Consider the following 26,958-nt stretch of genomic DNA (forward strand, 5'->3'; position numbering starts at 1 on the left):
TAGTTGACTTTTTAATTATTAAATCATATTATATAAAATAAATGACAATACTAAAATAAAATATAAATATCCGATGAAAAGGAATAGTAGCTAGATAAATATTTAATACAGAGAGTTGGGGAGCTGAGAAACCAATGTAAATAAGTCTTGTGAATGGGCCTTAGAGGAATTAGGCGAAATTAAAAAAGAGTAGCTGATATCGTGACTGCACGTTATAGCAGATGAAATTAAGTGATATGCATTTTTCAAACATGCATATAATTTAGGTGGTACCACGGAAAATATATCCGTCCTATTGATTTAGGGCGGATTTTTTATTATAAAAAATAAACAGGAGGAAAGTTAGAATGAATAGAATAGCTATAATAGGAGCAATGGATGAAGAAGTAGATATATTAAGAGATATAATGGATGTAAAAGAAACAATAGAAAAAGCAAGTTTAAAATTTTATGTAGGAAATATAGAAGAAAAAGAAGTTGTTTTAGTTAGATGCGGTATAGGTAAAGTTAATGCAGCTTTATGTGCTCAAATGCTTATAAGTGAATTTAAAGTTGATGCAATAGTTAATACAGGAGTTGCAGGCGCATTAAATGAAGAATTAGATGTATATGATATAGTTATTTCAACTGATGCTATACAACATGATTTTGATACCACTGTATTTGGAGACAAAAAAGGAATGATACCTAGAATGGAAAATTCTATATTTGTGGCAGATGATAAATTAATAAATGCAGCATATGAATCATCAAAAGAAGAGATTAAAACTCATAAAGTTTTAAAGGGTAGAGTTTTAAGTGGAGATATATTTATAAGTAATAAAGAATTAAAAGATGAATTAGTTAAAGAATTTGATGGGTATTGTGGTGAAATGGAAGGAGCAGCTATAGCACATGTTTGCTATGTTAATAATACTCCATTTGTTGTAATTAGAGCTATGTCTGATAAAGCTGATGGAAGTGCTGATGTTACTTATGAGGAATTTGTAGGGCAAGCGGCTCATAATTCTAAGGACATAGTGCTTAGAATGTTAAAAAATTTATAGGAGGAGTTAAATATGAGTGAAAAGAAGATAATATTTAGTGGAGCTCAGCCATCAGGAAAATTGACATTAGGTAATTATTTAGGAGCAATAAAAAACTGGAATGAATTGCAAGAAGAATACGATTGTTATTACAGTGTAGTTGATTTACATGCAATAACAGTACCTCAAGAAGCAAAAAATTTAAGAGCAAATACTATGCAATTATTAGCTCAATATTTAGCTAGTGGTCTAGATCCAGAGAAAAATACTATATTTATACAATCACATGTAAGTGCTCACACAGAACTTATGTGGATATTAAATACAATGACATATATGGGCGAGTTAAGCAGGATGACTCAGTTTAAAGATAAATCACAAAAAAGTGAAGCAAACTTAAATGCAGGATTATTTACTTACCCTGTATTAATGGCAGCAGATATATTATTATATCAAACTGATTTAGTTCCAGTTGGAGAAGATCAAAAGCAACATTTAGAGCTAGCTAGAGATTTAGCTAGTAGATTTAATAATAGATATAGTCCTACATTTAAAGTTCCAGAACCGTATATACCAAAAGCTGGAGCTAGGGTTATGAGTTTACAAGAACCTAATAAAAAGATGAGTAAATCAGATGAAAATGAAAATGGATATATTTTATTAATAGATGATGAAGACACAATAAGAAGAAAAATAAAAAGAAGTGTTACAGATTCTATAGGTATAGTTCAGTACAATGATGAACAGGCTGGCATAAAGAATCTTTTAGATATATATTCAAAATTAGATAATAAGTCAGTACAAGATTTAGTAAGTATGTATGAGGGTAAAGGATATGGAGACTTTAAAAATGATATATCTGAAGTTATAATAGAAACATTAAAACCGTTAAGAGAAAAATATGAATATCTATTATCTAATAAAGATTATTTAGAAACTGTATATGCACAAGGTGCCCAAAAAGCAGAGTATCAAGCAAGAAAAACGCTTAGAAAAGTATATAAAAAAGTTGGATTAATAGAGAAGAAATTCCTTTAATTCCAAATTTAAAAAGTCCTAATTATTAGGACTTTTTTGTATTTTTAATATAAAAACTCACATAATAAAACCTATAGGCAACTTTTAGGAAGCAATAGGATGTGTTAGTTTGAAAAAGTATAGAAGAGGAAATAGAGTAACTAATGGTTTTATAAATATGAAAGATATCGATAAAAAAATAAATGGAAATGAAAGTGATCCTATTTATTTAAAAACTCTTCAAGTTGTAAATAATAAATTAGATAGTTTAATGTACACTATTGAAAGAAGCAGAATTAGAGACTTTATGATGTTAACAGATAGTAGAAAAAGATTATTTACAACAAATTTTATAGCTGGAATAGGAAAAGGATTTGGGCAAGCTATTGGGTTTAGTGTTTTAACTGCTGTATTTATATATATGATATCTACATGGGTGGACTTACCTATAATAGGTGAATATATAGCTGAATTTCTAGACATTGTTGATAAATATAGAAGAAAATAAAGGAGGATATTATGGATATTAAAAAGTATCAGAAAATTTTATTAAAAGAAAAAAACAATATAATAAATTTAGTTTCAGAGATGGAAGATAATACTGTATTTGGAAATACGACAAAGCATAGTAGTGAAAAATATACATCAGGTGAATTATCAAGTTATGATAATCATTTAGCAGATATAGGGACTGAAGTTTATATGCAAGAAATGCAAAACAGTTTAACTAATCATGAAAAATTTAAATTAAACGAAATAGAAGATGCACTTAATAAAATAGAAAACGGAAGTTATGGTAAATGTGAAAAATGTAGAAATAAAATAAATGATGATAGACTGGAATTTATTCCTGAAACGAGATTATGTTCAAGTTGTGCAAAAGAAGAAGAAAGACCTATAAATAATATCGAAAGTGTAAGTGTGAAAGATAATTTTAGTGGACCTAATTTATATAGAAGTACAGTTGAAGATTTAGTAGACATGAATAGAGATATGAGGAAGGATTATTAAGAAAAGAGGCTATGATGTGAAGAAATTAATAATATCTATAGGATTTGTATTTTTATTAGTTGGAATTATGTTTAATGTTAGTAACTTAAATTTATTTGGATTAGGAGAAAAACAATTAACAAGAATAAATAATAAGAATATAGTAAAAAAATATGAAGATATTATAATAAAAAAAGGAAATGAAGATAAAAAAGTGATTGCACTAACTTTTGATGATGGTCCTGATGAAGACTTTTCGCCTCAGATACTAGATATATTGAAAAAATATGAAGCTAAAGCAACCTTTTTTGTTGTAGGTCAAAAAGTTGGATGGAATCCTGATATAGTAAAAAGAGCATCTAATGAAGGTCATGAAATAGGGAATCATACATTTACACATATAAATATATGTAAAAGTTCAACTGAACAAATAAACAGTGAAATAAATAAAACACAAGAAATAATAAAAGAAGTAACAGGAAAAGAACCTGAATTGTTTAGACCGCCTTACAGGGCTATAAATGAAAATTTATTTAACCTAATGAAATCTAAAGATATGAAAGTGGTCTTATGGTCTGATTTAGATCCAAAAGATTGGAGTAATCCAGGTGCTTACAATATTGTAAAAACAATAGAGACTAAATCAGAGAATGGAACTATAATTTTACTTCATGATTATAATAAAATAAGAAATAATAAATCCCAAACTATACAAGCATTAGAAGAAATAATACCTAAGATGCAAGGTCTAGGATATGAATTTGTAACAATCTCAGAAATAATAAAATAGATTATAAATCAAAAGAAGGTAGATAATCTACCTTCTTTTGATTTATAATCTATTAATATATATAATATAAATAGATTAATACTATAAGGAGGAATTTTTATTGGCATATATATTAATAATACTAGGATTAATAGGAATAGATCAGATATCAAAATATGTAGCTATAAATTATTTAGCTAACATAGGTAGCATACCTATAATAAAAGATGTAGTTCACTTGACATATGTTGAAAATAGGGGAGCAGCATTTGGAATGTTCCAAAATAATCAAATGATATTTGTTATAGTAGCTATTGCGGCTTGCATATTTGGTATATATTATTTATACAAAAAGGAAATAAACTTATTAGGTAAAGCAGCTATTATTCTTATAATGTCAGGAGCTATAGGTAATCTTATAGACAGAGTTAGACTAGGATTTGTCATAGATTATTTTGATTTTAGAATAGTTTGGGACTATGTGTTTAATATAGCAGATGTTTTTGTAGTTGTAGGAACTATATTATTATGTATTTACATTATATTTTTTGAAAATGACAAGTAGGTGAAATTATGGAAGAAAAAAGACAGTTTTTAGTTACGGAAGAAGAATCAGAAAGATTAGATGTATATTTAGCAGAGCAATTAGGAGATATGTCTAGAAGCTATATACAAAAATTGATAAAAGAAAAAAAAGTTACAGTTAACAATAAAATAGAGAAAGCTAAGTATTTAGTTAAAGAACATGACGATATAGTTATAGAAATTCCTGAGCCTAAAGAGCTTGCTGTTTTAGCTCAAGATATACCAATAGATATAGTATATGAAGATAATGATTTATTAATCATAAATAAATCTCAGGATATGGTAGTACATCCTGCTCCAGGTAATTATGAAAATACTTTAGTAAATGCTATATTATATCATTGTAAAGATAATTTATCGTCTATAAATGGAGTTATAAGACCAGGGATAGTTCACAGAATAGATAAAGACACGTCAGGGCTTTTAATGGTTGCTAAAAATAATAATGCTCATAATTCTTTGGCAGAGCAATTAAAAGACCATTCAATAACAAGAGAATATGAATTCATATGTCATGGAGTTATGAAAGAAGATAAAATTACTGTAGACAAGCCAATAGGAAGAAATCCAAAAGATAGATTAAAAATGGCTATAGTAAAAGACGGAAAAAATGCAGTTACACATTTTGAGGTTATAAATAGATATGATAACTTTACACATGTAAAAGCAACTCTTGAGACAGGAAGAACTCATCAGATAAGAGTTCATGCATTGTCTTTAAATCATCCACTTTTAGGAGATCCTATTTATGGACCTAAATCTAATAAGTTTGGGGTTAAGGGACAAGTACTACATGCTAAAAAGCTTGGATTTATACATCCAACAACTAAAGCATATATAGAATTTGATTCAAGACTTCCGTTATACTTTGAAAATTTAATAAAGAAAATTAAGTAAATTAAGTAAATTAGTTGAGAAAATGCAATAAGTGTTATATAATGATAAAAAATGAAGATTACCTTTAAGTGATACAGAGATATCATAAGGCAAGATAATTAAATGCTTATTATTAATATAAGGATTTAGTTTACAAGCTAATTATAGCTTCTTGCCAAGTGGTGAGAAGCTTTTTTATTTACCTACTATAAAAAGGAGGATTTCAATGAAAGAGAAAGCTCAATTAATGGACGAAAAAGCTATGGCAAGAGCTATAACGAGAGTTAGCCATGAAATTATTGAAAAAAACAAAGGTATAGAAAATGTAGTTTTAGTTGGAATAAAAACTAGAGGAGTACCTATTGCAAATAGAATAGCTAAAAAAATAGAAAGTATAGAGGGTATATTAGTTAACACTGGAGAAATTGATATAACTTTATACAGAGATGATTTAAAAAAAATAGATGCAGACCCAGTTATAAATGGTTCTAACATACATTTTGATATAAATAATAAAGTTGTAATATTGGTTGATGATGTATTATATACAGGAAGAACTGTAAGAGCAGCATTAGATGCTATAATGGATATAGGAAGACCAAACTCTATACAACTAGCGGTATTAGTAGATAGAGGACATAGAGAACTACCTGTAAGAGCAGATTATGTAGGTAAAAATGTTCCTACATCGAAACACGAAATAATATCAGTTATGTTAAATGAAATTGATGAACAAGATTCGGTAACTATAAAAGAATAGAAACATAAAATTATATAAGGTTAATACCTTTTAATTCAGTACAGAGATGCTGGAAAAGGGAGAATTATTTCTCCCATACTAAAAATAGGGAGGTTTTTTTATGAAAAAAACAATTTTATCATTACAACATTTACTAGCAATGTTTGGAGCAACAGTTTTAGTTCCAATACTAACAGGGTTTGATCCATCTGTTGCAATATTTTGTGCAGGGATAGGTACATTAATATTCCATACTTGTACAAAAGGTGTAGTACCAGTATTTTTAGGATCAAGTTTTGCATTTATACCAGTTATATTAGCGGCTAAAGAAGCTCATAATGGAGACTTAGCATATGCACAAGGAGGTATAATTGTAGCTGGACTTATCTATTTAGCAATGTCAATTATAATAAAAAAAGTTGGGGTAACAAAAATAAAGAAATATTTCCCTGCACAGGTTGTTGGAGCAATGATAGCGGTTATAGGATTAAACTTAATTCCTACAGCGATAGACATGGCATCAAACAATTTTATTATAGCAATAATAACACTAGGATCAGCAATAGCTATAAATGTATTTGGTAAAGGTTTTGCAAAGCAATTAAATATAATAATCGCTGTGGCTATAGGATATATAATATCTTTAATAATAGGTAACGTAGATGTATCACTTATGAGTGGATCATCATTTTTACAAATGCCAGCATTTAGATTACCTAAGTTTAGCTTAGAAGCGACGGTATTAATTGCACCGGTAGTTTTAGCAGTATTCATGGAACATATAGGTGATATGACTACTAATGGAACTGTAGTTGGAAAGAATTTCATAGAAGAACCAGGTCTTCATAGAACGTTAATGGGAGACGCATTGGCTACAATAGCAGCAGGATTATTAGGTGGACCAGCAAATACCACTTATGGAGAAAATACAGCTGTACTTGCAATAACTAAAAATTATGATCCATCAATATTGAGAAGAACAGCTATATGTGCAATATTACTTGCATGTGTAAGTAAATTTGGTGGATTTTTACAAAGTATACCTACAGAAGTTATGGGAGGAATAAGTATAATGCTATTCTCTATGATCTCATATGTAGGACTTAAGACTATAAATGATAGCAAATGTGTAAGCAATAAGAAAAATATACTAATAATAGCAACTATAATGATAATAGGATTAGGAACTACTTACTTAGGGAATAAAGGCATCGTAATAGGTATACCTATTACAAAGTCAGTTACGATAACAGGACTTAGCTTAGCTGCGATAGTAGGAATAATATTGAATAGAATATTAAATAATGGTGATTTCAAAGCTGAAGAAGCAGAAGAACAACCAGTTCTTAATTCACAACTTGTATAAAAAAACAGGGCTTAGCCCTGTTTTTTTAATTTTACAACAAGTTCTTGAGATGGAGTAACATATATAGTGCTATTAGTTTCATATATAACCATACCAGGTTTAGAACCATTAGGTTTTTTTACGTTTTTCTTTAAAGTATAGTCTACAGGAACCTGAGAAGACATTTTCGACTTACTGAAAAATGCAGCTAACATTGCCCCTTCGAATAAAGTAGACTCAGGAACTTCTTTTCCGTCACTTTTTATTATAACGTGAGAGCCTGGAATATTTTTTGTATGCATCCAAATATCGTCGTTGGTTGCAATTTTTAAAGTTAAAAAATCATTTTGTTTATTATTTTTACCAACTAAAATTGTAAATCCATCAGAAGATAAATATTCATTTGGATTAGTAGTTAAATTGTTTTTTTCTTTTTTAGCCTTTATTTTTCCACGCATGTATCCAAGTTTTTGTAACTCTTCTTTTATATCGTCAAGTTCAGCTAAATTATCGCAGTTATCTATGCTAAGTATTATATTTTCTAAATAACTTATCTCATCTAGGCTAAGAGCGACTTGAGCTGTTATTTCTTTTTTAGCATGCTTTAATTTTGTATATTTTTTAAAGTATTTCTGAGCATTTTCAGATGGAGTAAGATTTTTATTAAGATTAATTTTAATAGTACAACATTCAGGGTCATAGAAGTTTTGAACTTCAATAAAATCCATTCCTTTTTCAATCATATATATATATGAAGTTAGAAGTTCTCCTTTTACTTTATATATATCAGCATTATCAGATTCTTTAAGTTCAACTTCTTGTTTTTTTAATTTGTTATATAGTCTATCTAGTTTAATAGAAATACTTTTTTTGAAATCAGATGCGCGTTGATGAATTCTTTCCTTAGAATCTTTATTAGCATAAAAACTTTCTATTATACATGAAATGCTTTCGCTATGAACTACTTTTAAATTATTAAAAAGTGTTAAGTCAATACAACTGAAGTCTATAAGTTTATCAATAGATGGATCTATTATTAAACATGGAGTATAAGTATTATTTTTAATAGATGAAATTACAGAAATAAATTGATTATATAAATTATCAAAATCTATATCTGTAATACTAGATGCAACTTGCGAAGAATCTAAGCTTGATCTAAAACAGATTTCTTTTGATATAGTAGGACTTATTCCTAAAAATTTAGAATATATAAACTTTGATATAGTATCATCAAAGGTAGATATCATACTTTTAAAATCATTTTTTGATATATCATCTAAAGGATTAAATTTATCTTGTGCTGGGGGTAATACATAAGTCATGCCAGGAAGTAGTTGTCTAACTCTACTTATACTAGGTGGAATTCTTTTTATAGAATCAACTATTTTGTTTTCTTCATGAGTAATTATTATATTACTATGTCTTCCCATTATTTCTATTATTATATCTTTGGTAGTTTTTGTTTTAAGTTCATCAAGAGACTCTACTGTTATTTTTATAATTCTTTCAAATCCGACTTGAGATATATTTATTATATTTCCGCCTTGTATATATTTTCTAAGTAACATACAAAACATTGGAGCACTTATAGGGTTTTCTTTTTTGTAAACTTTTGAAAGATAAATCCTAGGATTAGATGCACTTGCACTAAGTACAAGTTTAAAATTTTCTTTATTATTTCTTATATGTAAAACTATTTCATCGTTTTCTGGTTGATATATTTTATCTATTTTACCACCAACTAATTTAGTTGATAGTTCATCTGTAATTGAGTGAACAACTAAACCATCGAATGCCATAATATCATTCCTTTCAAATTTTATTGATAAGTAGATTATTACACATATGCATAATAATGTGAATATAATATTTAGAATATAGTTTAAAATAATATATAGTTTATAATCAATATAATTTCCTTTTATGAACAAAATATTGTATAATAAGCTAAGAATTCAAATTTATAGGAGGGATATAAATGAACTTCTGGAAATTACATGGAGTCGGGAATGATTTTATAGCAATTGATGGTAGATTTGATAATATAGATTGTAATGATTATTCAGATTTAGCTAAAAAAGTTTGTCATAGACATTTTGGTGTTGGAGCAGATGGATTATTAATAGTTAAAAATTCAGATATATGTGATGTTGAAATGGTATATTATAATTCAGATGGATCTAGAGCTAACATGTGCGGAAATGGATTAAGATGTTTTTGTAAATTTGTGTATGATAATAATATAGTGCAAAATAATGAATTTAGTGTATATACACTTGATGGTATAAAAAAAATATCTTTAAGCATAGAAAAAGAAAAAATTAAGAATATAAGAGTAAATATGGGAAAACCAAACTTCAATCCAAACAATATTCCAGTGAATACGAACAAAGAAGTCTTTATAAATGAAAAATTAATAATAAATAATAAAGAACTAGAAGTAAGTTCAGTTCTTATGGGTGTTCCACATACTATTGTATTTGTAGATAAACTTGTAAAAGAAGATATATATAAGTATGGTAATTTAATTGAAAAAAATGAGATATTCCCTCAGAAAACTAATGTTAACTTTGTGAAAATAAATGATAAAGATAACATTCAGGTATATACATGGGAAAGAGGTTGTGGTTATACTCTAGGATGTGGTACAGGAATGACGGCATCTGTAATAATAGCTAATTATCTAGGTAAAGTTAATAATATAGTAAATGTTAACTCAGAAGGTGGAACAGTAAAGATAGAAATAATAGATGATATATATATGATAGGTAATGCAGTTAAAATATGTGAAGGAATTTTGGAGGTGTAGTAAATGGCTATCAGCATGACGGGCTTTGGAAGAGGCGAATACAAAAATGATAATTATCATTTTACGGTAGAATGTAGAACTATAAATCATAAGTATGCAGATATAAATGTACGTCTACCAAGGAAAATATCTTTTTTAGAGGATAAAATAAGAAATATAGTCAAAGATTATGTAAAAAGAGGTAGAGTTGATTTATATATAAAACTTGACTTAATAGGTAGTGAAGATGTAAACTTAAAATTTGATGAGAAGTTGGCATCACAGTATGTGAATATATTAAATAATATAAAATCAACATTTAATTTAGTTGATGATGTAAGTGTTATGAATATAGCTAAATTCCCAGATATAATAAAAAGTGAAGAAAAAGAAGAAGATGCAGAATTAGTATGGGAAATGTTAAAGGAAGCTTTAGATGAGTGCCTTACAAAGTTAAAAGAGATGAGAAGTGAAGAAGGTATAAAACTTGCTAATGATATAGATATGAGATGTGACTTATTGAAAGATTATATTGAACAAATAGAAAACTACTCATATAATGTTGTTAATGAATATAAAGAAAAGTTAAACAATAGAATTTCTGAAATATTAGACAACCCAAGTCTTATAGATGATAATAGACTGGCTCAAGAGGTTGCTATATATGCAGATAAATGTAGCATAACAGAAGAAATCGTAAGGTTTAAAAGTCATATTGTTCAACTTAAAAAAGCTATACATAAAAATGAATCTATAGGTAGAAAAATAGATTTTTTAATACAAGAGATGAATAGAGAAACAAATACTATAGGATCTAAATCATCAGACTTAAATATAACAAACTTAGTGGTTGAAGTAAAAAGTGAATTAGAAAAAATAAGAGAACAGATACAAAATATAGAATAGGAGAGATGTTTATGAGTATGAACCTTATAAATATAGGATATGGTAATGTAGTTATGGCTAATAAGGTAGTTGCTATAGTAAGCCCAGAGTCAGCTCCTATAAGAAGACTGATACAAGAAAGTAAAGAAACTGGAAGATTAATAGATGCTACTTATGGAAGAAAAACGAGAGCAGTTATAATAACTGATAGTCAATACATAATATTATCATCAGTTCAACCGGAAACTGTAGCTCATAGATTTATAGATAAAGAAGAGCATATAGAGAATTAGAAAGGAAGATATAAATGAAGAGGAAAGGTTTATTGTTAGTTGTTTCTGGGCCATCTGGAGCAGGTAAAGGAACTATATGTAAAGAGTTTTTACAAAATAATGAGGATGTTAAGTTATCTATTTCTGCAACTACTAGAAATCCAAGAGAAGGTGAAGTAGATGGAGTAAACTATTTCTTTGTAACTAAAGAAAAGTTTAAATATATGATAGATAACAATGAGTTATTAGAACATGCTCAAATATATGATAATTTTTATGGTACACCTAAAGCTGCAATATTAGAAAACCTAGAAAAGGGAAATGATGTTGTTTTAGAAATAGAAATGCAAGGTGCTAGACAAATCAAAGATGTTTACCCAGAAGGTGTATTCATATTTATACTTCCACCATCTCTTGATGAATTGAAAAATAGAATAGTTGGAAGAGGAACAGAAACAGAAGAACAAATAAACAAAAGATTTGGTTCAGCGCTTGATGAAATATGCCAAATACAAGACTATGATTACTTTGTAGTAAATAATGATGTCAAAACTTCAGCTCAAGAAATAGAACATATAATATCAGCTGAAAAAAATAAAGTTTATAGATACAAAGAAAATATAATAAAGAAATTCAAGGAGGAATTATAAAATGATAAAACCATCAATAAACGAAGTATTAAACCAAATCGACAATAGATACTATTTAGTAGTAACGGTAGCTAAAAGATCTAGAGAGTTGATAGATGGAGCAATACCATATGTTCCTGCAACTAAGCATCAACAAATAAAACCAGTTACATTAGCTACACAAGAAGTTGCTGATAGAAAAATAGGTTTTAGAAAGTTAACAGAAGAAGAGATAGAAATAGAGGAAGCTAGACAACATTTAGCTCAAGTTCAAAACATAATAGAGGAGTAATATCATGCTAAAGGACAAGACGGTTGTTATTGGTGTGTGTGGAGGAATTGCTGTATATAAAGCTTGTGATTTAGTAAGTAAACTAAAAAAAACAGGTGTTAATGTACATGTAATTATGACTAAATCAGCAACAGAGTTTGTAGCTCCGCTTACGTTTCAAACATTAAGTCAAAATTATGTTGTAGAAGATATGTTTGAATCTCCAAAGACTTGGGATGTAGAACATATTTCATTAGCTAAAAAAGCAGATGTATTTGTATTGGCACCCGCCACTGCAAATGTAATTGGAAAAGTAGCTAATGGAATTGCAGATGATATGTTAACAACTACAATTATGGCTACTAAAGCTAAGATACTTGTAGCTCCAGCTATGAATACTAATATGTATGAAAATCCTGTGGTTCAAAAAAATATACAAACATTAAAAGACTTGAACTGTGAATTTGTAGAACCTGAAAGTGGTAGATTAGCTTGTGGCGATATAGGATCAGGGAAACTTGCATCTGTAGACTCTATATTTGAAAGTATAATGAAACTTTTACAAGTTAAAAAAGATTTAGATGGTACAAGCATAATTGTTACCGCTGGGCCTACTGTTGAAAATATAGACCCTGTAAGATATATAACAAATAGATCAACAGGTAAGATGGGGTATTCTATTGCTAAAAAAGCTATAGAGAGAGGGGCAGATGTAACATTAATATCTGGACCTACAAATATAATACCACCTCAAAATTTAAAAAAATTTATAAAAACTGAATCAGCAGAGGATATGTATAATGCTGTTTTAGAAAATATTAATGAAAACCAAGTAATAATAAAGAGTGCTGCAGTTGCTGATTATAAGCCAAAAAACTATTCTGGTAAAAAAATTAAAAAGTCAGATGATGATTTAAGTATAAAACTAGATAGGACTAAGGATATAGCTTTAGAAATAGGCAAAATAAAAGAAGATAAAATCCTAGTTGGATTTGCAGCAGAAACTAATGATTTGCTAGAAAATGCTAAGGGAAAAATAAAAAAGAAAAACTTAGATTTTATAGTAGCAAATGACTTAACACAAGATGGTGCAGGCTTTGGTGTCGACACTAATATAGTAAAGGTCATAGACAAAGATGGAATTATAGCTGAGTACCCTAAAATGAAAAAAGAAGAGGTAGCAGATGTTATCTTAGATAAGATAAAAACTCTATTAAATATATAAGCATCTATATTAAATATAGATGCTTAATTTTCATTTATAGATAAATAGTATATTTTTAGGGCACTTATAAAGAATGTATTTACTGTAAATGATAAATATAAGCATACAATATTAAAAATAGAGGTTGAATTATGAAACAATATGCAAAAATTATAGTACGAAATAATTCTATATACACTGATAATTTATTTACATATGAGGTGCCTGATTTTTTAAGTGAAAATATTAAAATTGGACATAGAGTACTAGCTCCATTTGGAATATATAATAAGCCATTAGAGGGTTTTGTATTTGATATAGTAAATCATGTAGATGAAAATATAAAAACAAAAAAATTAGTAGATTTATTAGATGAAGAACCGATATTTAATAAAGATGATATAAGTTTAATAGTATGGATGAAAAATAAGTATTTATGCACCTATATAGACTGTATAAATTTACTATATCCTAAGGGATATAAGCTAAATAATTATAAAGTTATTACACTTATAAATGATGATTATAAAAGTAAAAATAACAATGAAAATGAAATTATAAGCATTTTAAAAGAAAATAAATTCAAAGTTAAATTTGATAAAATAAAAAAAATTCCTAATGCGAATAATTTAATATATAAAATGCAGAAAAATAATGTTATAGATGTTAAATGGGAGTACAAAGATCATAAAAATGAAAAGAAAATTTATTCTATATCATTAGCGCAGGATAAAAGTGAAATAGATAAATATATACTAATAAATAAAATCAGACTTGGGATTAAGCAAAAAGAAATTATAGAGTTTTTAAAAAAAGAAAAAGTAGCAGATTTAAATGAGCTAATACAAAACTTAAAAACAACAAGAGCAAGTGTGAATAAGCTTAAAGACAAAGGTATCATAAATATAAATGAAGTTGATTTTTATAGAAAGCCAGAAGAAATATATTCGGTTGAGCAAAAAAATATAAAATTGAATGAAGAGCAATTAAATGTTATAAATAAAATTAACAATGAGATGTTTTATGAAAATAAAAAGCCATATATGATCCATGGTGTAACTGGTAGTGGAAAAACCGAAGTATATATGGAAATAATAGAAAATGCGCTGAATCAAGGCTTAGATAGTTTAGTCTTAGTTCCTGAAATATCTTTAACTCCTCAAACAATATCTAGATTTAAAAATAAGTTTGGAAATATAGTTGGTGTTTTTCATAGTCAGTTGTCTGAGGGTGAAAAACATGATGTGTACAAGCAAGTAAAAGAGGGGAATATAAGAATATTAATAGGGGCTAGATCAGCTCTATTTACACCATTTACAAGCTTGGGTGTTATAATTATTGATGAATTCCATGAAAGTGCATATAAGTCAGAAAAAAACCCTAAATTTAGTGCTATAGATGTAGCTAAGTTTATAGCTAAAAAAAGAGATGTATCATTGATTCTAGGATCTGCAACACCTTCAATAGAAGAATATTATAAAGCAGTAAATGGAGAGTATAACTTACTTGAAATAAATAAAAGAGCTAATAATAAACCTATGCCGAAGATTGAAGTTGTTGATATGAAAGATGAACTTATGGTAGGAAATAAAAGTATATTTAGTTCGAAGTTAAGATTCGAAATAGATAAGGCTATAAAAGATAATAACCAAGTAATGCTATTTTTAAATAGAAGGGGATATTCAAGTTTTGTATCTTGTAGAAAGTGTGGATATGTATTTACTTGTGAAAATTGTGATATATCACTTACATATCATAAAAAAAATAATACAGGAAAATGTCATTATTGTGGATATGAAAAGGAAATTCCTACAGAATGTCCAGAATGTAGAAGTAAATATATAAAACCATTTGGGATAGGAACTCAGAAGATAGAAGAAGAAATAAAATCTATATTTCCAAATTTAAAAGTTTTAAGATTAGATAGAGATACAACCTCTAGAAAAGGATCTTTTGAGAGGATCTTAAATGATTTTAAAAATAGAGAAGCTGATGTACTTATAGGGACACAAATGCTTAGTAAAGGTCTGGATTTTGATAATGTAACACTAGTAGGAATACTATCAGCAGACATGATATTGAAATTCCCTGATTTTAGAAGTTCAGAGACGACCTTTCAGTTAACAACCCAAGTTGCAGGGCGTGCAGGAAGATCTGATAAGGATGGTAAAGTAATATTGCAAACTTATGATACTGATCATTATGCAATTAAGCATGCGGTAGATTATGACTTTAAAGGATTTTATGAAGATGAGATAAAAATAAGAAAATTATTTGATTATGCTCCATTTAATAATATGATCAGTGTAGTTTTAAGTGGTAAAGATAATAAACAAGTAGAGAATAATGCCATAAAAATGAAGGAATCTTTAGAGTATATCTTAAGAGAAAGAGGAATAAATGATTTATCTTTCATATTAGGGCCTAATCAATGTTCCATAGGTAAGATAAATCAAAATTATAGATGGCAGATATTATTTAAAGATGAGGATATTGAAATTAATTTATTAAAGGGTATAATAAAATATATATGTATAACTAAGCGCGAAATAGTTTTTGATAAGGATATTAATGTATCTATAGATATTAATCCTTATAGTGTATTATAAAATTTAGGAGGAATAAAAAATGGCGTTAAGACAAATTGTTCAAATAGGAGAACCAGTATTAAGAAAGAAGTGTAAAGTTGTAGATGAAATTGACGAAAAGATAATACAACTATTAGATGATATGGCTGACACTATGTACGAAGCTGATGGAGTTGGACTTGCAGCACCACAAGTAGGTATATTAAAGAGAATTGCCATAATAGACGTAGGTGAGGGAATAATAGAACTTATAAATCCTGAGATAGTAGAAACTTCAGGAACTCAAACTGATGATGAAGGGTGTCTAAGTATTGTTAATGAATGTGGGCCAGTTACAAGACCATATTATGTTAAGGTAAGGGCTTTTAATAGATATGGTCAAATGTATGAAATAGAAGGTGAAGAACTTTTAGCTAGAGCATTTTGCCATGAAATAGACCATTTAGATGGAGTATTATTTGTAGATAAAATTGAAAAGTAGTAGGAGCTGATATATATGAAAATAGTATTTATGGGGACGCCTGAGTTTGCTGTTCCATGCTTACAGAAGATAATAGATGAGGGACATGAGGTGTTAGCTGTTGTTACACAACCAGATAAACCAAAAGGTAGAGGAAAAAAACTATCAATGCCTCCTGTTAAAGAATTAGCTTTAAAATATGATATTGAAGTATATCAACCACTTAAAGCTAGAGAAGAATCATTTGTAAACAAATTAAAAGAAATTAATCCAGACTTAATAGTAGTTGTAGCATTTGGACAAATATTACCAAAAAGCATATTGGATATACCTAATTTTGGTTGTGTTAATGTCCATGCATCTTTACTACCTAAATATAGAGGAGCGGCACCTTTAAATTGGGTTATAATAAATGGTGAAGAAAAAACAGGTGTAACTACAATGTATATGGATGTAGGCTTAGATACAGGAGATATGATTTTAAAGAGTGAAATACCTTTAGACGATGAAATAACAGCAGGCGAGCTTCACGATAAAATGATGATAGATGGAGCTAATGTTTTAAAAGAAACTATACAGCTTATAGCACAAGGTAAAGCTCCAAGAGAAAAGCAAAATGATGATGAAACGTGTTATTCTCCTATAATGGATAAGTCATTAGGAAATATAGATTGGAGTAAATCTGCCAAAGATATACATAATCTTGTTAGAGGTGTAAATCCATGGCCTAGTGCATATACAACTTATGGGGATCAAACTATGAAAATATGGAAGACTAAAGTATTAGATAAAAATAGTGATAAAACTCCAGGAAGTATATTAAATGTTGATAAAGATGGTTTAGATGTTTGTACAGGACAAGGTGTTATTCGAATAAGTGAAATACAAATGTCTGGAAAGAAGAGAATGATAGTATCTGAATATATAAAAGGAAATACTATAAGTACTGATATTGTATTAGGAATTTAAGATGATAAACTTTAAAAAATATATGACAACCATTGGATTTTTCATAACTATATTAATAGTAGCGTTAGCAGGATTGAATATTTTTATGAAAAGTTTTGAAAATCTTTTTTCTATATTTATAAATGGATTAATAATATTACTATTAATTATAACTATATTCTCGAGTATAGTAACATATAAGGTATTAAAAGGTAAAATAGTTAGTGAATTTATAATGAAATATAATTTTAAAATTGTAGACTTATTGTACCCTATGCTTATAGTATTAGGAAATACTTTAAGTATACCTAAAAATGAAATAAGAAAAGTTTATATTAAGCTAAATAATGACTATATATATAGTAATAGGTATAATATAAAATCTGAAGACATACTTATTCTTATACCGCACTGTATTCAAAAAAGTGAATGTAAGTTGAAAATTACAACTGATGTGAAAAACTGTAAAAGTTGTGGACTTTGTAATGTAGCTGATTTATTGAAGTTGCAGAATAAATACAATGTAAATGTATTTATAGCGACAGGTGGTACATTAGCTAGAAAAAAAATAAAAGAATTTAGGCCTAAGGCTGTAGTAGCTGTAGCTTGTGAAAGAGACTTAACTGCAGGCGTTCAGGATATAAAACAAATTCCAGTTTTGGGAGTATTTAATAAGAGACCAAATGGTCCATGCGTAGATACGAAAATTGATGCTGAAGAAGTTGAAAATGCAATAAAATTCTTTATAGGAGAGTGATAAGTATGATGCCATTTTATGGTGGTTATGGGTATTATGGAATTGACCCTACTTTATTTATTTTAATACCTGGTATACTTTTTACCATGTATGCTCAGTTTAAAGTTAATAGCACGACTAGTAGGTATTTTAGAGTTAAAAGTAAGTTAGGTTATACAGGAGAGCAAACAGCTAGGAAAATATTAGACTCGAATGGACTTTACAATGTTAGAGTTGAAATGGTTAGAGGTAGATTAAGTGACCATTATGATCCTAGAAGCAATGTGGTTAGATTGTCTGAAGATATTTATTATGGAACATCTATTACATCTGTATCGGTTGCGGCACATGAGTGTGGGCATGCAATTCAACATGCTAAAGGATATGCTCCGTTACAAATAAGAAGTAGTTTAGTTCCTGTAGTAAATTTTGCATCAAATATGTCTTGGTTTTTAATATTTATAGGGCTTTTTATGGCGGGACCATTATTAAAAATAGGTATAATTTTATTTTCAGCATCTGTAATATTCCAAATAATAACTTTACCAGTAGAATTCAATGCATCTAGTAGAGCTTTAGTTCAAATTGGAAATGAAGGTATATTGGAAGGAAAAGAAATAAAACAAGGTAGAGATGTGTTGACAGCAGCGGCATTAACATATGTAGCAGCAGCCTTAACATCAGTGCTTCAATTATTAAGATTAATTGCAATATCACAAAGACGTGATGACTAATAGAGATTGTCCTAGGGGTTTCTAGGACTTTTTCTGTTTAAATATGGAGGTATTTAATGAACGCAAGAGAATTAGCATTTAAAACACTATATGACATAGAGAGAAATAAAAACTATTCAAATATGTCTATAAACAAAAATTTTAAAAATATAGAACTTAATGATCAAGAAAAAGGTCTTGCTACTGAGCTTATTTATGGAATTATAGAAAATAAATATTATTTAAATTATATAATAGATAAGTTATCTAAGATAAAATCGAAAAAGATGTCTACATATGTTAAAATAACATTATGGTTAGGAATTTATCAAATACTGTTTTTAGATAGTATAAAGGACCATGCAGCAGTAAATGAAAGTGTAACTTTAATAAAAAAACATGATAAAAAATCATCAGGATTTGTAAATGCAATACTAAGAAATGTAATAAGAAACAAAGAGAGTATAATGGAGATAGAAAAAGATGATAAAGTTGAATATTTATCTATTAAATATTCGTATAGTCAATGGTTAGTTAAAAAATGGATTGAAGCTTTTGGATTAGAATTTACAGAGGATTTATTAGATGCAAATTCAGATAAGCCTAATTTATATATAAGAGTAAATACACTTAAAACAAATAGAGATGACCTTATAATTAAGTTGGAAACTGAAGGTGTAAAATGCAGCAAAGTTAATGGTATAGAAGAAGCTATAATGGTTCAAAATTTGAAGAATATAGAGAAAAATAAATTATTCAGAGAGGGATACTTTACTATTCAAGATATAAGTTCTATGTTAGTTGGTAAAGTTACAAATCCAAGTGAAGGAAGTTTAGTTTTAGATATGTGTAGCGCTCCCGGTGGAAAAACTACTCACTTAGGGACTATCATGAAAAATACTGGACAAGTTGTAGCAAGAGATATTTTTGAACATAAGATAAAGTTAATTGAAAATACTGTAAAAAGACTAGGTCTTAAAAATATTAAAGTTGAAAACGTTGATGCTTTGAATAAAGATGAAAGTAGTATAAATAAATTTGATTATGTCGTATGCGATGTACCGTGTTCTGGAATGGGTATAATAAAGAGAAAGCCAGAAATTAAGTTTAAAAAAGAAGAGGATTTAAAGGATTTACCTACTATACAAAAAAATATTTTAGACAATGCTTCTAATTATGTTAAAATTGGCGGAAATTTAATATATAGTACATGTACTATACATGATGAAGAAAATATAGATATAATTGAATCGTTTTTAAATGAAAATAATAATTTTGAATTAGTACCTATTGATGAAGTTAAAATAGATTTAGATAACCAAGATAAAGGATATATAAAGATATATCCAAATATACATGGTATGGATGGATTTTTTATAGCTAAATTAAAGAGAGTAAGGTAGGGCTTAAGATGGACAACAAAGTATGTTTAAAAAATTTAAATGAAGAAGAGTTAAAAGAATTTATAAAGAGTATAGGGGAGAAAGCTTTTAGAGCTACTCAAGTATATGGGTGGATTTATAAAGGTGCTAAGACTTTTGATGATATGAAAAATATTCCGAAGTCTTTAAGAGAGAAATTAGAGGAAACTTCATATATAGGAAATTTAGATACTGAACTTAAATTAGAATCGAAGATAGATGGAACGAGAAAATATCTGTTTTTATTAAATGATGGGAATATAATTGAAAGTGTCATGATGGAGTATGAGCATGGCGTTACGGTTTGTATATCTAATCAAGTTGGATGTAGAATGGGGTGTAGATTTTGTGCATCTACAATAGATGGATTACTAAGAAACTTAGAACCTTGGGAAATATTAGATCAAATAATAAAAATACAAGAGGATATAGGCAAAAGAGTGTCAAATATTGTATTGATGGGAAGTGGAGAACCACTTGATAATTTTGATAACACTAAGAAATTTCTACAATTAGTAAATGAGAAAAATGGTCTTAATATAGGATATAGACATATAACTCTATCTACTTGTGGTGTGGTTCCTAAAATGTATGAATTAGCAGATTTAAAGATACCTATAAACTTAGCACTATCATTGCATTCGCCTTTTGACGAGTCTAGAAAAGAAATAATGCCTATAGCCAATGCATATTCAATAAAAGAAGTTATAGATGCATGTAAATATTATATAAAAAATACAAATAGACGAGTTACTTTTGAATATTCACTTATAAAAGGAGTTAATGATTCAAAGGAAGATGCAAATCAGTTGGCTAAAATTTTAAAGGGAATGTTATGTCATGTTAACTTAATACCTATAAACAAAGTTGAAGAAAGAGATTATGAAAAGCCAGATAAAACATATGTATATAAGTTTAGAGATTTATTGTTAAAGGAAAATATAGCTGCTACTATAAGAAGAGAAATGGGAGCAGATATAAATGGAGCCTGTGGTCAATTAAGAAGAAAACACAAATAGTATAAAGGGGGAAAATTATGATATATAGTTGTGTTTCCCATATCGGAAAAGTTAGAAAAAACAATGAAGATTTTTGCAAAGGTGAAATCATACCTACTAAATCAGGTGAAATAGGGATATTTGCTATAGCTGATGGAATGGGTGGTCACAATAAAGGTGAAGTAGCAAGTGAATTAGCAGTAGAAAATATAATGCGTTTTTTGAAAAACAACTTAGTACAAAATGAAAATGTGAAAATAAATTATATAGATGATATACTTAAACAGGCTTATAATAATGTAAACTCAATAATATACAAAAAGGCTAAAGAAGATGAAGGTTGTAGCGGAATGGGAACTACTTTAACTACTGTTATAATACATAAAGACAAAGCATATATTGCAAATGTAGGAGATAGTAGGTGCTATTTATTAAAATCTGGAGAATTAACTAAGATTACAAGAGATCATTCTCTAGTTGAAGAATTAGTAGCGAAACATGCTATAACTGAAGAGGAAGCAAAAACACACCCTAAAAGAAATGTTATAACTAGAGCATTAGGAACAGAACAAATTATAATTGTTGATATTTATAAACAAAACATAGGCAATGATGATAAAATTTTATTAGCTACTGATGGATTAACAAGTTTTGTTGATAAAAATGATATTGAAAGTATTGTATCTAGTGATGAAAATATAGAAGATATAACTGAAAAATTAATAGATAAGGCTAATGAAATTGCTGGAAAAGATAATGTATCGGTTATATTAATTAAGTATGATTAGGATGGTGATATAGTGGGAGAGACAGTTCTAGGAAATAGATATGAAATAATAAAAAAGATCGGCGATGGAGGGATGGCTTTTGTATATGAAGCTAGAGACAAACTTTTAAATAGAACAGTTGCTATAAAAGTTTTAAGACCTGAATTTGTAGATGATGATGAATTTTTAACAAAATTTAAAAGAGAAGCTGAAGCTGTTGCAAGTCTTTCTCATCCTAATATAGTTAATGTATATGATGTAGGTGAAGATGGAAAAGTACATTATATAGTTATGGAACTTATAGAGGGACAAAACTTAAAAGATATTATAAAAAATGAAGGAACATTAGACGAATATACGGCACTAGATATAACCAAGCAAATAGCAAAAGCTTTAGGTGCAGCACATAAAAAAGGCATTATACATAGAGATATAAAGCCACATAATATATTGATTTCTAATGAAGGAAGAATAGTGAAAGTAGCTGATTTTGGAATAGCAAAAGCTGTTTCAAGTTCTACTATAACTAGTACTGGAAGTGTAATTGGATCTGTTCATTATTTTTCACCAGAACAGGCTAAGGGCAAATTTGTAGGAAACACTACTGATTTATATTCATTAGGAATAGTTTTATATGAAATGATAATAGGAAGAGTTCCATTTAGAGGAGATAGCCCTATATCTATAGCTCTTCAACATATAAATGATGAAATAGAATTCACTCAAGAGGAAAAAATTTCAATACCTCAAAGTGTTAGAAATATAATAAAAAAATTAACATCAAAATCTAGTGCAGATAGATATCAAGGTGCAGATGAATTAATAGAGGATATCGAATATATAGAGAAAAATATAGATTTAGACTTTATAAAAGAATATGATAACTATGCTACACAAAAAATAGATGAGAGTGAATTGAACAAAGCTTTAAAAATGGGGAATACTAATCCTGATATTAGGTATGACAAAGATGATTTAATAGAGGATGACGAAGAAGAAATAGTTCCTAAAAAAAGTAATAAAAGTAATAAAAGAAGTAAAAAAGATAAAAAGACTGAGAATCCTAAGAGTAAAAAAAGATGGAAAATAGCAGCAGTTATATTATCATTAATCCTAATTGTCCAGGTTATATTTATAGGCAAGATAGCATTAGGGTTTAAAGGTAATAAAGTAGAAGAAGGAACTACCCCAAATCTTATAAATATGCAACTAGATGAAGCTCAAGCAGTAGCTAATAAACTAGATGTTGAGATAAAAATTAGAATAGAAGAATATAGTGATAAATTTGAGAAAGATCATATAATGTCGCAGGCTCCAAATGCAGGAACTCCGATAAGTAAAGGTGACACTATAACTGTTGTTATAAGTAAAGGTCAAAATCAAGCTTCTGTACCAAATTTAGTTGGACTTACGCTAGGAGAAGCTGAAAATATAATTAAAGAAAATAAATTTGAAATGGGAAATATAAAATATGAGAATAGTGATTCTCATAAAAAGGATGAGGTAATTTCTCAATCTCCAAATTCAGGAAGTGTAAAAGCTGGTGATAAAATAAATTTAGTAGTTAGCTTAGGGCCTAAAGTTGTGGAACCAGAAAAACCAGTGGTACCTGAAGTTCCAGTGGAGCCGGAGAAGCCAGTAGAACCAGAGACGCCGGTAGAACCAGAGACACCAGTAGAACCAGAAACTCCAACGCAACCAGAGACACCAGTAGATCCTAATGCTCCTGTAGATAATACGGGTCAGCCAAGTGGAACAACTGGATCAGGAACAGCAGGTAGTGGAACTACTACTCATCAAGGAACAAATACTAATAATCACCAACAATAAAAATTTAAATATATAAATTATAATAATTGTATTAAAGTCCAATGATTGATAATTATTGGACTTTTTTGTAATATTTATGTAAATAATATTACTTATCAATTTGAAAATAATTAAGGAGGATTTTAATGATAGAAGGAATTATTACCAAAGGTATTGGAGGGTTTTACTATATAGATACTGATCAAGGTGTTTATGAATGTAGAGCTAGAGGGATATTTAGAAAAGATAAAGTAACACCATTAGTTGGTGATAATGTAAAAATAAATGTAGTAGATGAAGAAAATAAAAAAGGTGTTTTAGAAGAGATAAAAGAAAGAGAAACTGAATTAGTAAGACCGCCAATATCTAACGTAAATAAGGCTATAATTGTTTTTGCAGTTAAAAATCCAAATCCTAATTTATCTTTGCTAGATAGATTTATAGTTTTGGCTGAAAGAGAATATTTAGAAATAGTTATAGTATTAACTAAAGCAGATCTAGCGACAGAGGAAGAATTAGAAAAAATAAAAAGAATATATGAACTTAGTGGTTATAAGGTAATTCCTGTTAGTAATGAAGAAAATTTAAATATAGATAAAGTAAAAGAAGAGTTAAAGGGAAATATAGTTGTATTTGCTGGGCCTTCTGGAGTTGGAAAATCTACTTTATTAAATCATATAGATAGTAAATTTCAACTGCAAACAGGAGAAGTTAGTGATAAAATAAAAAGAGGAAAGCATACAACAAGACATGCAGAACTTTTAAAACTAGAATGTGGAGGAATGGTAGCGGATACTCCTGGATTTAGTTCACTAACATTAGATGACATAGAAGAAAATGAACTTAAAGAATACTTTATAGAATTTGATGAATTTTCTGATGGATGTAAATTTGGTGGTAGATGTATGCATGAAAATGAACCATTATGTGGTATAAAAGATGCAGTAAGTGAAAATAAAATAGCCAAAGAAAGATATGAAAGCTACCTACAATTACTAAACGAAAAAAGACAAGGGAAGAGGAGGTACTAAGTATGATAAAAATGGCACCATCGATTTTATCAGCGGATTTTGCAAGATTATTAGAAGATGTTAAGAAAGTTGAAAATGCAGGATGTGAGTATTTACACATAGATGTTATGGACGGACACTTTGTTCCTAATATAACGTTAGGACCTGCAATTGTTAAATCTTTGAGAAATGATGTTAATATGGTATTTGATGCACATTTAATGATAGAAAATCCAGATAATTACATTAAAGATTTTGCTGATGCAGGATGTGACATTATAGTTGTTCACGAAGAAGCGTGTACTCATTTACACAGAACTATACAAAACATAAAGTCACACAATGTAAAAGCTGGGGTAGCATTAAATCCAGCAACACCTATTGAAAATATAAAATATGTATTAAAAGATTTAGATATGGTTCTTATAATGACTGTAAATCCAGGATTTGGGGGGCAATCGTTTATAGATACTATGATAGATAAAATTAAGGAATTAAAAACTTTAATAAATGAGCAAGGATTAGATATAGATATACAAGTTGATGGAGGAATAAAGCCTTCAAATGTAGATAAGGTAGTTCAAGCTGGAGCCAATGTTATAGTAGCAGGTTCAGCTATATTTAATAGTGATGATATAGATGCTACAGTTAAACAATTTAGATTAAATGCATCTAAATAAGGGGTAATTATGAAAGCATGTATTTTATTAAATGGAAAAGTTAAGGATAGTGAATTTGTAAAAAAAACTATAGATGATAATAATTATGAGTATATAATTTGTGCAGATGGAGGAGCTAAACATTTATATGATTTAAAAATAGCTCCAGATTATATATTAGGAGATTTGGATTCTTTAGAAAAACCTATAATAGATTATTATAAAAAAAAGGGCGTTAAATTTAAAAAATTTCCACAGAGAAAAAATGAAACAGACACTCAATTATGCGTACACTTGGCTAAAGACCTAGGAGTATCTCAAATACATCTTATAGGGGCTCTAGGAGGGCGTATTGACCATACTATTGCTAATATAAATCTAATGTATTACATAAAAGAGTTAGGAATTAGTTCTATAATTAAAAATAGTGATGAAGAAATATATATAATTGAGAATGGAAAAATAAGTATAAACGGAAAAAAGGGTAGCACTATATCTATATTGCCTATAAAAGGTAATGTAAATGGAGTAACACTTGAAAAATTAGAATATCCACTTGATAATGCTAACATAAATTTTGGTAATCCAATAGGGTTATCTAATATTATGAAAGAGGATAGTTTTAATGTGAAAGTAGATAAAGGTAGTTTAATAATTATAGTAAATAAGGTACTAGTATAGCATAAGCTATACTAGTATTTTTTTTATTAAAATAAAAAATAATAGTTAAAGCTTGGTCTATTTTATATAAATTGTATTAAAGAAAGATAAATATGAATAGTATATTTTATAAAGTTATTTATAGGAGGGAATAGTTTGAGAAATCAATATAGAAATTTACTTGGAATTTTATGTTTAGCGACAGGAATGACTGTTATTTTAGCATTAATACTTCCAAACTGGATATGGATGATATTATTAGCTATTGTACTCATAGGTTGTGGAGTCATGTTATTTATGTAAAATAAATATTATTATATCTAGGGGGGATTAAATTATGAAAGTAATAACTATTAAATGTCCTAAGTTCTTATCTAAAATAATAACTTTTTTTATGAAAAAAAATTAAAAACATAAACAAAAAAATAAAGCCTACAGCTAGTAGGCTTTTTTTATTAAAACTAAGCTCTCTCAACTTTTCCAGAACGTAAACATCTAGTACAAACTTTTATTCTCTTTGGAGTACCATCTATTATCGCTCTAACGTTTCTTAAGTTAGCAGACCAAGTTCTTCTGCTATGTTTATTTGAGTGGCTCACTTGGTTTCCTGAAACCTTACCTTTACCACATACGTTACATACCTTTGCCATTTTTCGTACACCTCCTTAAATGATAACTATAACACTGAAAACACAGTTTATGTTAACATAAATCTCTAAAAAATGCAATAGAAATATATATTTGTCTTACATATATTGAAGAAATTCTTGTTATCATATAAAATTATATAT

General features: G+C 28.3%; 30 protein-coding genes and 1 other annotated feature. Of the genes, 28 read left to right on the plus strand and 2 right to left on the minus strand.

Features of this window, described 5'->3' with window-relative positions:
- Window positions 1-64 precede the first annotated feature (64 nt).
- Window positions 65-298, plus strand: a binding site (T-box leader).
- A 49-nt stretch (window positions 299-347) separates the two neighbouring features.
- From ACRCYC_RS17625 to ACRCYC_RS17665, 9 genes are all read left to right on the plus strand, one after another.
- Window positions 348-1,046, plus strand: a complete 699-nt coding sequence (locus tag ACRCYC_RS17625; RefSeq protein WP_438620411.1) for a 5'-methylthioadenosine/adenosylhomocysteine nucleosidase — start codon at window positions 348-350, stop codon at window positions 1,044-1,046.
- A gap of 12 nt (window positions 1,047-1,058) precedes the next feature.
- The gene (trpS, locus tag ACRCYC_RS17630; protein ID WP_438620412.1) at window positions 1,059-2,063 is read left to right on the plus strand and encodes a tryptophan--tRNA ligase; all 1,005 of its coding nucleotides are present in this window, start codon (window positions 1,059-1,061) and stop codon (window positions 2,061-2,063) included.
- A gap of 109 nt (window positions 2,064-2,172) precedes the next feature.
- On the plus strand, window positions 2,173-2,550 hold the full coding sequence (locus ACRCYC_RS17635; protein WP_438620413.1) for a DUF5665 domain-containing protein: 378 nt from the start codon (window positions 2,173-2,175) through the stop codon (window positions 2,548-2,550).
- 11 nt (window positions 2,551-2,561) lie between these two features.
- Window positions 2,562-3,053, plus strand: a complete 492-nt coding sequence (locus tag ACRCYC_RS17640; protein WP_438620414.1) for a TraR/DksA C4-type zinc finger protein — start codon at window positions 2,562-2,564, stop codon at window positions 3,051-3,053.
- A gap of 16 nt (window positions 3,054-3,069) precedes the next feature.
- The gene (locus ACRCYC_RS17645; RefSeq protein WP_438620415.1) at window positions 3,070-3,822 is read left to right on the plus strand and encodes a polysaccharide deacetylase family protein; all 753 of its coding nucleotides are present in this window, start codon (window positions 3,070-3,072) and stop codon (window positions 3,820-3,822) included.
- Window positions 3,823-3,922: 100 nt separating this feature from the next.
- On the plus strand, window positions 3,923-4,366 hold the full coding sequence (gene lspA / locus ACRCYC_RS17650) for a signal peptidase II (RefSeq protein WP_438620416.1): 444 nt from the start codon (window positions 3,923-3,925) through the stop codon (window positions 4,364-4,366).
- A gap of 8 nt (window positions 4,367-4,374) precedes the next feature.
- Window positions 4,375-5,283, plus strand: a complete 909-nt coding sequence (locus ACRCYC_RS17655; RefSeq protein ID WP_438620417.1) for an RluA family pseudouridine synthase — start codon at window positions 4,375-4,377, stop codon at window positions 5,281-5,283.
- Between the two features lie 205 nt (window positions 5,284-5,488).
- Window positions 5,489-6,022, plus strand: coding sequence for a bifunctional pyr operon transcriptional regulator/uracil phosphoribosyltransferase PyrR (gene pyrR, locus ACRCYC_RS17660; RefSeq protein WP_438620418.1), 534 nt, complete (start codon window positions 5,489-5,491; stop codon window positions 6,020-6,022).
- 100 nt (window positions 6,023-6,122) lie between these two features.
- Window positions 6,123-7,367, plus strand: coding sequence for a uracil-xanthine permease family protein (locus ACRCYC_RS17665; protein ID WP_438620419.1), 1,245 nt, complete (start codon window positions 6,123-6,125; stop codon window positions 7,365-7,367).
- A gap of 11 nt (window positions 7,368-7,378) precedes the next feature.
- On the opposite strand, the gene ACRCYC_RS17670 is transcribed toward ACRCYC_RS17665, so the two are convergent.
- Entirely contained in the window at window positions 7,379-9,148 is a 1,770-nt protein-coding gene (locus ACRCYC_RS17670; protein ID WP_438620420.1) for an Rqc2 family fibronectin-binding protein, read from the minus strand.
- 179 nt (window positions 9,149-9,327) lie between these two features.
- Here ACRCYC_RS17670 and dapF point away from each other — a divergent pair, with 179 nt between their 5' ends.
- The 19 genes from dapF (at window position 9,328) to ACRCYC_RS17765 (ending at window position 26,470) form a co-directional block, all read left to right on the plus strand.
- The gene (gene dapF / locus ACRCYC_RS17675; RefSeq protein WP_438620421.1) at window positions 9,328-10,158 is read left to right on the plus strand and encodes a diaminopimelate epimerase; all 831 of its coding nucleotides are present in this window, start codon (window positions 9,328-9,330) and stop codon (window positions 10,156-10,158) included.
- Between the two features lie 3 nt (window positions 10,159-10,161).
- Window positions 10,162-11,043 carry a YicC/YloC family endoribonuclease gene (locus ACRCYC_RS17680; RefSeq protein ID WP_438620422.1) on the plus strand — a complete coding sequence of 294 codons (882 nt, stop codon included), beginning with the start codon at window positions 10,162-10,164 and terminating at the stop codon, window positions 11,041-11,043.
- Window positions 11,044-11,054: 11 nt separating this feature from the next.
- Complete coding sequence (remA, locus tag ACRCYC_RS17685; protein ID WP_438620423.1) at window positions 11,055-11,315, plus strand: extracellular matrix/biofilm regulator RemA; 261 nt, start codon at window positions 11,055-11,057, stop codon at window positions 11,313-11,315.
- Between the two features lie 14 nt (window positions 11,316-11,329).
- Window positions 11,330-11,944 (plus strand): guanylate kinase, encoded by a 615-nt coding sequence (gene gmk, locus ACRCYC_RS17690; RefSeq protein ID WP_438620424.1) that lies wholly within the window; start codon window positions 11,330-11,332, stop codon window positions 11,942-11,944.
- Between the two features lies 1 nt (window position 11,945).
- Complete coding sequence (gene rpoZ, locus ACRCYC_RS17695; RefSeq protein WP_438620425.1) at window positions 11,946-12,215, plus strand: DNA-directed RNA polymerase subunit omega; 270 nt, start codon at window positions 11,946-11,948, stop codon at window positions 12,213-12,215.
- 4 nt (window positions 12,216-12,219) lie between these two features.
- On the plus strand, window positions 12,220-13,419 hold the full coding sequence (gene coaBC, locus ACRCYC_RS17700) for a bifunctional phosphopantothenoylcysteine decarboxylase/phosphopantothenate--cysteine ligase CoaBC (protein ID WP_438620426.1): 1,200 nt from the start codon (window positions 12,220-12,222) through the stop codon (window positions 13,417-13,419).
- 131 nt (window positions 13,420-13,550) lie between these two features.
- Entirely contained in the window at window positions 13,551-16,007 is a 2,457-nt protein-coding gene (priA, locus tag ACRCYC_RS17705; protein WP_438620427.1) for a primosomal protein N', read from the plus strand.
- A 19-nt stretch (window positions 16,008-16,026) separates the two neighbouring features.
- On the plus strand, window positions 16,027-16,467 hold the full coding sequence (def, locus tag ACRCYC_RS17710; RefSeq protein ID WP_438620428.1) for a peptide deformylase: 441 nt from the start codon (window positions 16,027-16,029) through the stop codon (window positions 16,465-16,467).
- Window positions 16,468-16,482: 15 nt separating this feature from the next.
- Window positions 16,483-17,415, plus strand: coding sequence for a methionyl-tRNA formyltransferase (fmt, locus tag ACRCYC_RS17715; protein WP_438620429.1), 933 nt, complete (start codon window positions 16,483-16,485; stop codon window positions 17,413-17,415).
- Between the two features lies 1 nt (window position 17,416).
- On the plus strand, window positions 17,417-18,151 hold the full coding sequence (locus tag ACRCYC_RS17720) for a DUF116 domain-containing protein (protein ID WP_438620430.1): 735 nt from the start codon (window positions 17,417-17,419) through the stop codon (window positions 18,149-18,151).
- A gap of 5 nt (window positions 18,152-18,156) precedes the next feature.
- Window positions 18,157-18,864 carry a zinc metallopeptidase gene (locus ACRCYC_RS17725; RefSeq protein WP_438620431.1) on the plus strand — a complete coding sequence of 236 codons (708 nt, stop codon included), beginning with the start codon at window positions 18,157-18,159 and terminating at the stop codon, window positions 18,862-18,864.
- 56 nt (window positions 18,865-18,920) lie between these two features.
- Window positions 18,921-20,246, plus strand: a complete 1,326-nt coding sequence (rsmB, locus tag ACRCYC_RS17730) for a 16S rRNA (cytosine(967)-C(5))-methyltransferase RsmB (RefSeq protein WP_438620432.1) — start codon at window positions 18,921-18,923, stop codon at window positions 20,244-20,246.
- A gap of 8 nt (window positions 20,247-20,254) precedes the next feature.
- Window positions 20,255-21,283 (plus strand): 23S rRNA (adenine(2503)-C(2))-methyltransferase RlmN, encoded by a 1,029-nt coding sequence (gene rlmN, locus ACRCYC_RS17735; RefSeq protein ID WP_438620433.1) that lies wholly within the window; start codon window positions 20,255-20,257, stop codon window positions 21,281-21,283.
- A gap of 17 nt (window positions 21,284-21,300) precedes the next feature.
- Entirely contained in the window at window positions 21,301-22,050 is a 750-nt protein-coding gene (locus ACRCYC_RS17740) for a Stp1/IreP family PP2C-type Ser/Thr phosphatase (protein ID WP_438620434.1), read from the plus strand.
- Between the two features lie 12 nt (window positions 22,051-22,062).
- Window positions 22,063-23,859, plus strand: coding sequence for a Stk1 family PASTA domain-containing Ser/Thr kinase (gene pknB / locus ACRCYC_RS17745; RefSeq protein WP_438620435.1), 1,797 nt, complete (start codon window positions 22,063-22,065; stop codon window positions 23,857-23,859).
- 125 nt (window positions 23,860-23,984) lie between these two features.
- Complete coding sequence (gene rsgA, locus ACRCYC_RS17750) at window positions 23,985-24,869, plus strand: ribosome small subunit-dependent GTPase A (protein WP_438620436.1); 885 nt, start codon at window positions 23,985-23,987, stop codon at window positions 24,867-24,869.
- A gap of 2 nt (window positions 24,870-24,871) precedes the next feature.
- Window positions 24,872-25,528, plus strand: coding sequence for a ribulose-phosphate 3-epimerase (gene rpe / locus ACRCYC_RS17755; RefSeq protein WP_438620437.1), 657 nt, complete (start codon window positions 24,872-24,874; stop codon window positions 25,526-25,528).
- 9 nt (window positions 25,529-25,537) lie between these two features.
- On the plus strand, window positions 25,538-26,188 hold the full coding sequence (locus tag ACRCYC_RS17760; protein ID WP_438620438.1) for a thiamine diphosphokinase: 651 nt from the start codon (window positions 25,538-25,540) through the stop codon (window positions 26,186-26,188).
- Between the two features lie 135 nt (window positions 26,189-26,323).
- A complete protein-coding gene (locus ACRCYC_RS17765) occupies window positions 26,324-26,470 on the plus strand; it encodes a 2-oxoglutarate translocator (RefSeq protein ID WP_438620439.1) in 147 nt (48 codons plus the stop codon).
- 158 nt (window positions 26,471-26,628) lie between these two features.
- On the opposite strand, the gene rpmB is transcribed toward ACRCYC_RS17765, so the two are convergent.
- Window positions 26,629-26,817, minus strand: coding sequence for a 50S ribosomal protein L28 (gene rpmB / locus ACRCYC_RS17770; RefSeq protein ID WP_021122933.1), 189 nt, complete (start codon window positions 26,815-26,817; stop codon window positions 26,629-26,631).
- Window positions 26,818-26,958: the final 141 nt, after the last annotated feature.

Source organism: Paraclostridium sp., assembly GCF_051657365.1.
Lineage (GTDB): Bacteria > Bacillota > Clostridia > Peptostreptococcales > Peptostreptococcaceae > Paraclostridium.

Bases quoted from the DNA above. Each gene is read 5' to 3' on its own strand.
- ACRCYC_RS17740 (WP_438620434.1), top strand. From the start codon at position 21,301: ATGATATATAGTTGTGTTTCCCATATCGGAAAAGTTAGAAAAAACAAT.
- rpe (WP_438620437.1), top strand. From the start codon at position 24,872: ATGATAAAAATGGCACCATCGATTTTATCAGCGGATTTTGCAAGATTA.
- ACRCYC_RS17665 (WP_438620419.1), top strand. From the start codon at position 6,123: ATGAAAAAAACAATTTTATCATTACAACATTTACTAGCAATGTTTGGA.
- pyrR (WP_438620418.1), top strand. From the start codon at position 5,489: ATGAAAGAGAAAGCTCAATTAATGGACGAAAAAGCTATGGCAAGAGCT.
- dapF (WP_438620421.1), top strand. From the start codon at position 9,328: ATGAACTTCTGGAAATTACATGGAGTCGGGAATGATTTTATAGCAATT.
- ACRCYC_RS17640 (WP_438620414.1), top strand. From the start codon at position 2,562: ATGGATATTAAAAAGTATCAGAAAATTTTATTAAAAGAAAAAAACAAT.
- ACRCYC_RS17725 (WP_438620431.1), top strand. From the start codon at position 18,157: ATGATGCCATTTTATGGTGGTTATGGGTATTATGGAATTGACCCTACT.
- gmk (WP_438620424.1), top strand. From the start codon at position 11,330: ATGAAGAGGAAAGGTTTATTGTTAGTTGTTTCTGGGCCATCTGGAGCA.
- rlmN (WP_438620433.1), top strand. From the start codon at position 20,255: ATGGACAACAAAGTATGTTTAAAAAATTTAAATGAAGAAGAGTTAAAA.
- rsgA (WP_438620436.1), top strand. From the start codon at position 23,985: ATGATAGAAGGAATTATTACCAAAGGTATTGGAGGGTTTTACTATATA.
- fmt (WP_438620429.1), top strand. From the start codon at position 16,483: ATGAAAATAGTATTTATGGGGACGCCTGAGTTTGCTGTTCCATGCTTA.
- coaBC (WP_438620426.1), top strand. From the start codon at position 12,220: ATGCTAAAGGACAAGACGGTTGTTATTGGTGTGTGTGGAGGAATTGCT.
- priA (WP_438620427.1), top strand. From the start codon at position 13,551: ATGAAACAATATGCAAAAATTATAGTACGAAATAATTCTATATACACT.
- ACRCYC_RS17760 (WP_438620438.1), top strand. From the start codon at position 25,538: ATGAAAGCATGTATTTTATTAAATGGAAAAGTTAAGGATAGTGAATTT.
- rpmB (WP_021122933.1), bottom strand. From the start codon at position 26,817: ATGGCAAAGGTATGTAACGTATGTGGTAAAGGTAAGGTTTCAGGAAAC.
- ACRCYC_RS17720 (WP_438620430.1), top strand. From the start codon at position 17,417: ATGATAAACTTTAAAAAATATATGACAACCATTGGATTTTTCATAACT.
- ACRCYC_RS17655 (WP_438620417.1), top strand. From the start codon at position 4,375: ATGGAAGAAAAAAGACAGTTTTTAGTTACGGAAGAAGAATCAGAAAGA.
- def (WP_438620428.1), top strand. From the start codon at position 16,027: ATGGCGTTAAGACAAATTGTTCAAATAGGAGAACCAGTATTAAGAAAG.
- ACRCYC_RS17670 (WP_438620420.1), bottom strand. From the start codon at position 9,148: ATGGCATTCGATGGTTTAGTTGTTCACTCAATTACAGATGAACTATCA.
- trpS (WP_438620412.1), top strand. From the start codon at position 1,059: ATGAGTGAAAAGAAGATAATATTTAGTGGAGCTCAGCCATCAGGAAAA.
- remA (WP_438620423.1), top strand. From the start codon at position 11,055: ATGAGTATGAACCTTATAAATATAGGATATGGTAATGTAGTTATGGCT.
- ACRCYC_RS17625 (WP_438620411.1), top strand. From the start codon at position 348: ATGAATAGAATAGCTATAATAGGAGCAATGGATGAAGAAGTAGATATA.
- rsmB (WP_438620432.1), top strand. From the start codon at position 18,921: ATGAACGCAAGAGAATTAGCATTTAAAACACTATATGACATAGAGAGA.
- rpoZ (WP_438620425.1), top strand. From the start codon at position 11,946: ATGATAAAACCATCAATAAACGAAGTATTAAACCAAATCGACAATAGA.
- ACRCYC_RS17680 (WP_438620422.1), top strand. From the start codon at position 10,162: ATGGCTATCAGCATGACGGGCTTTGGAAGAGGCGAATACAAAAATGAT.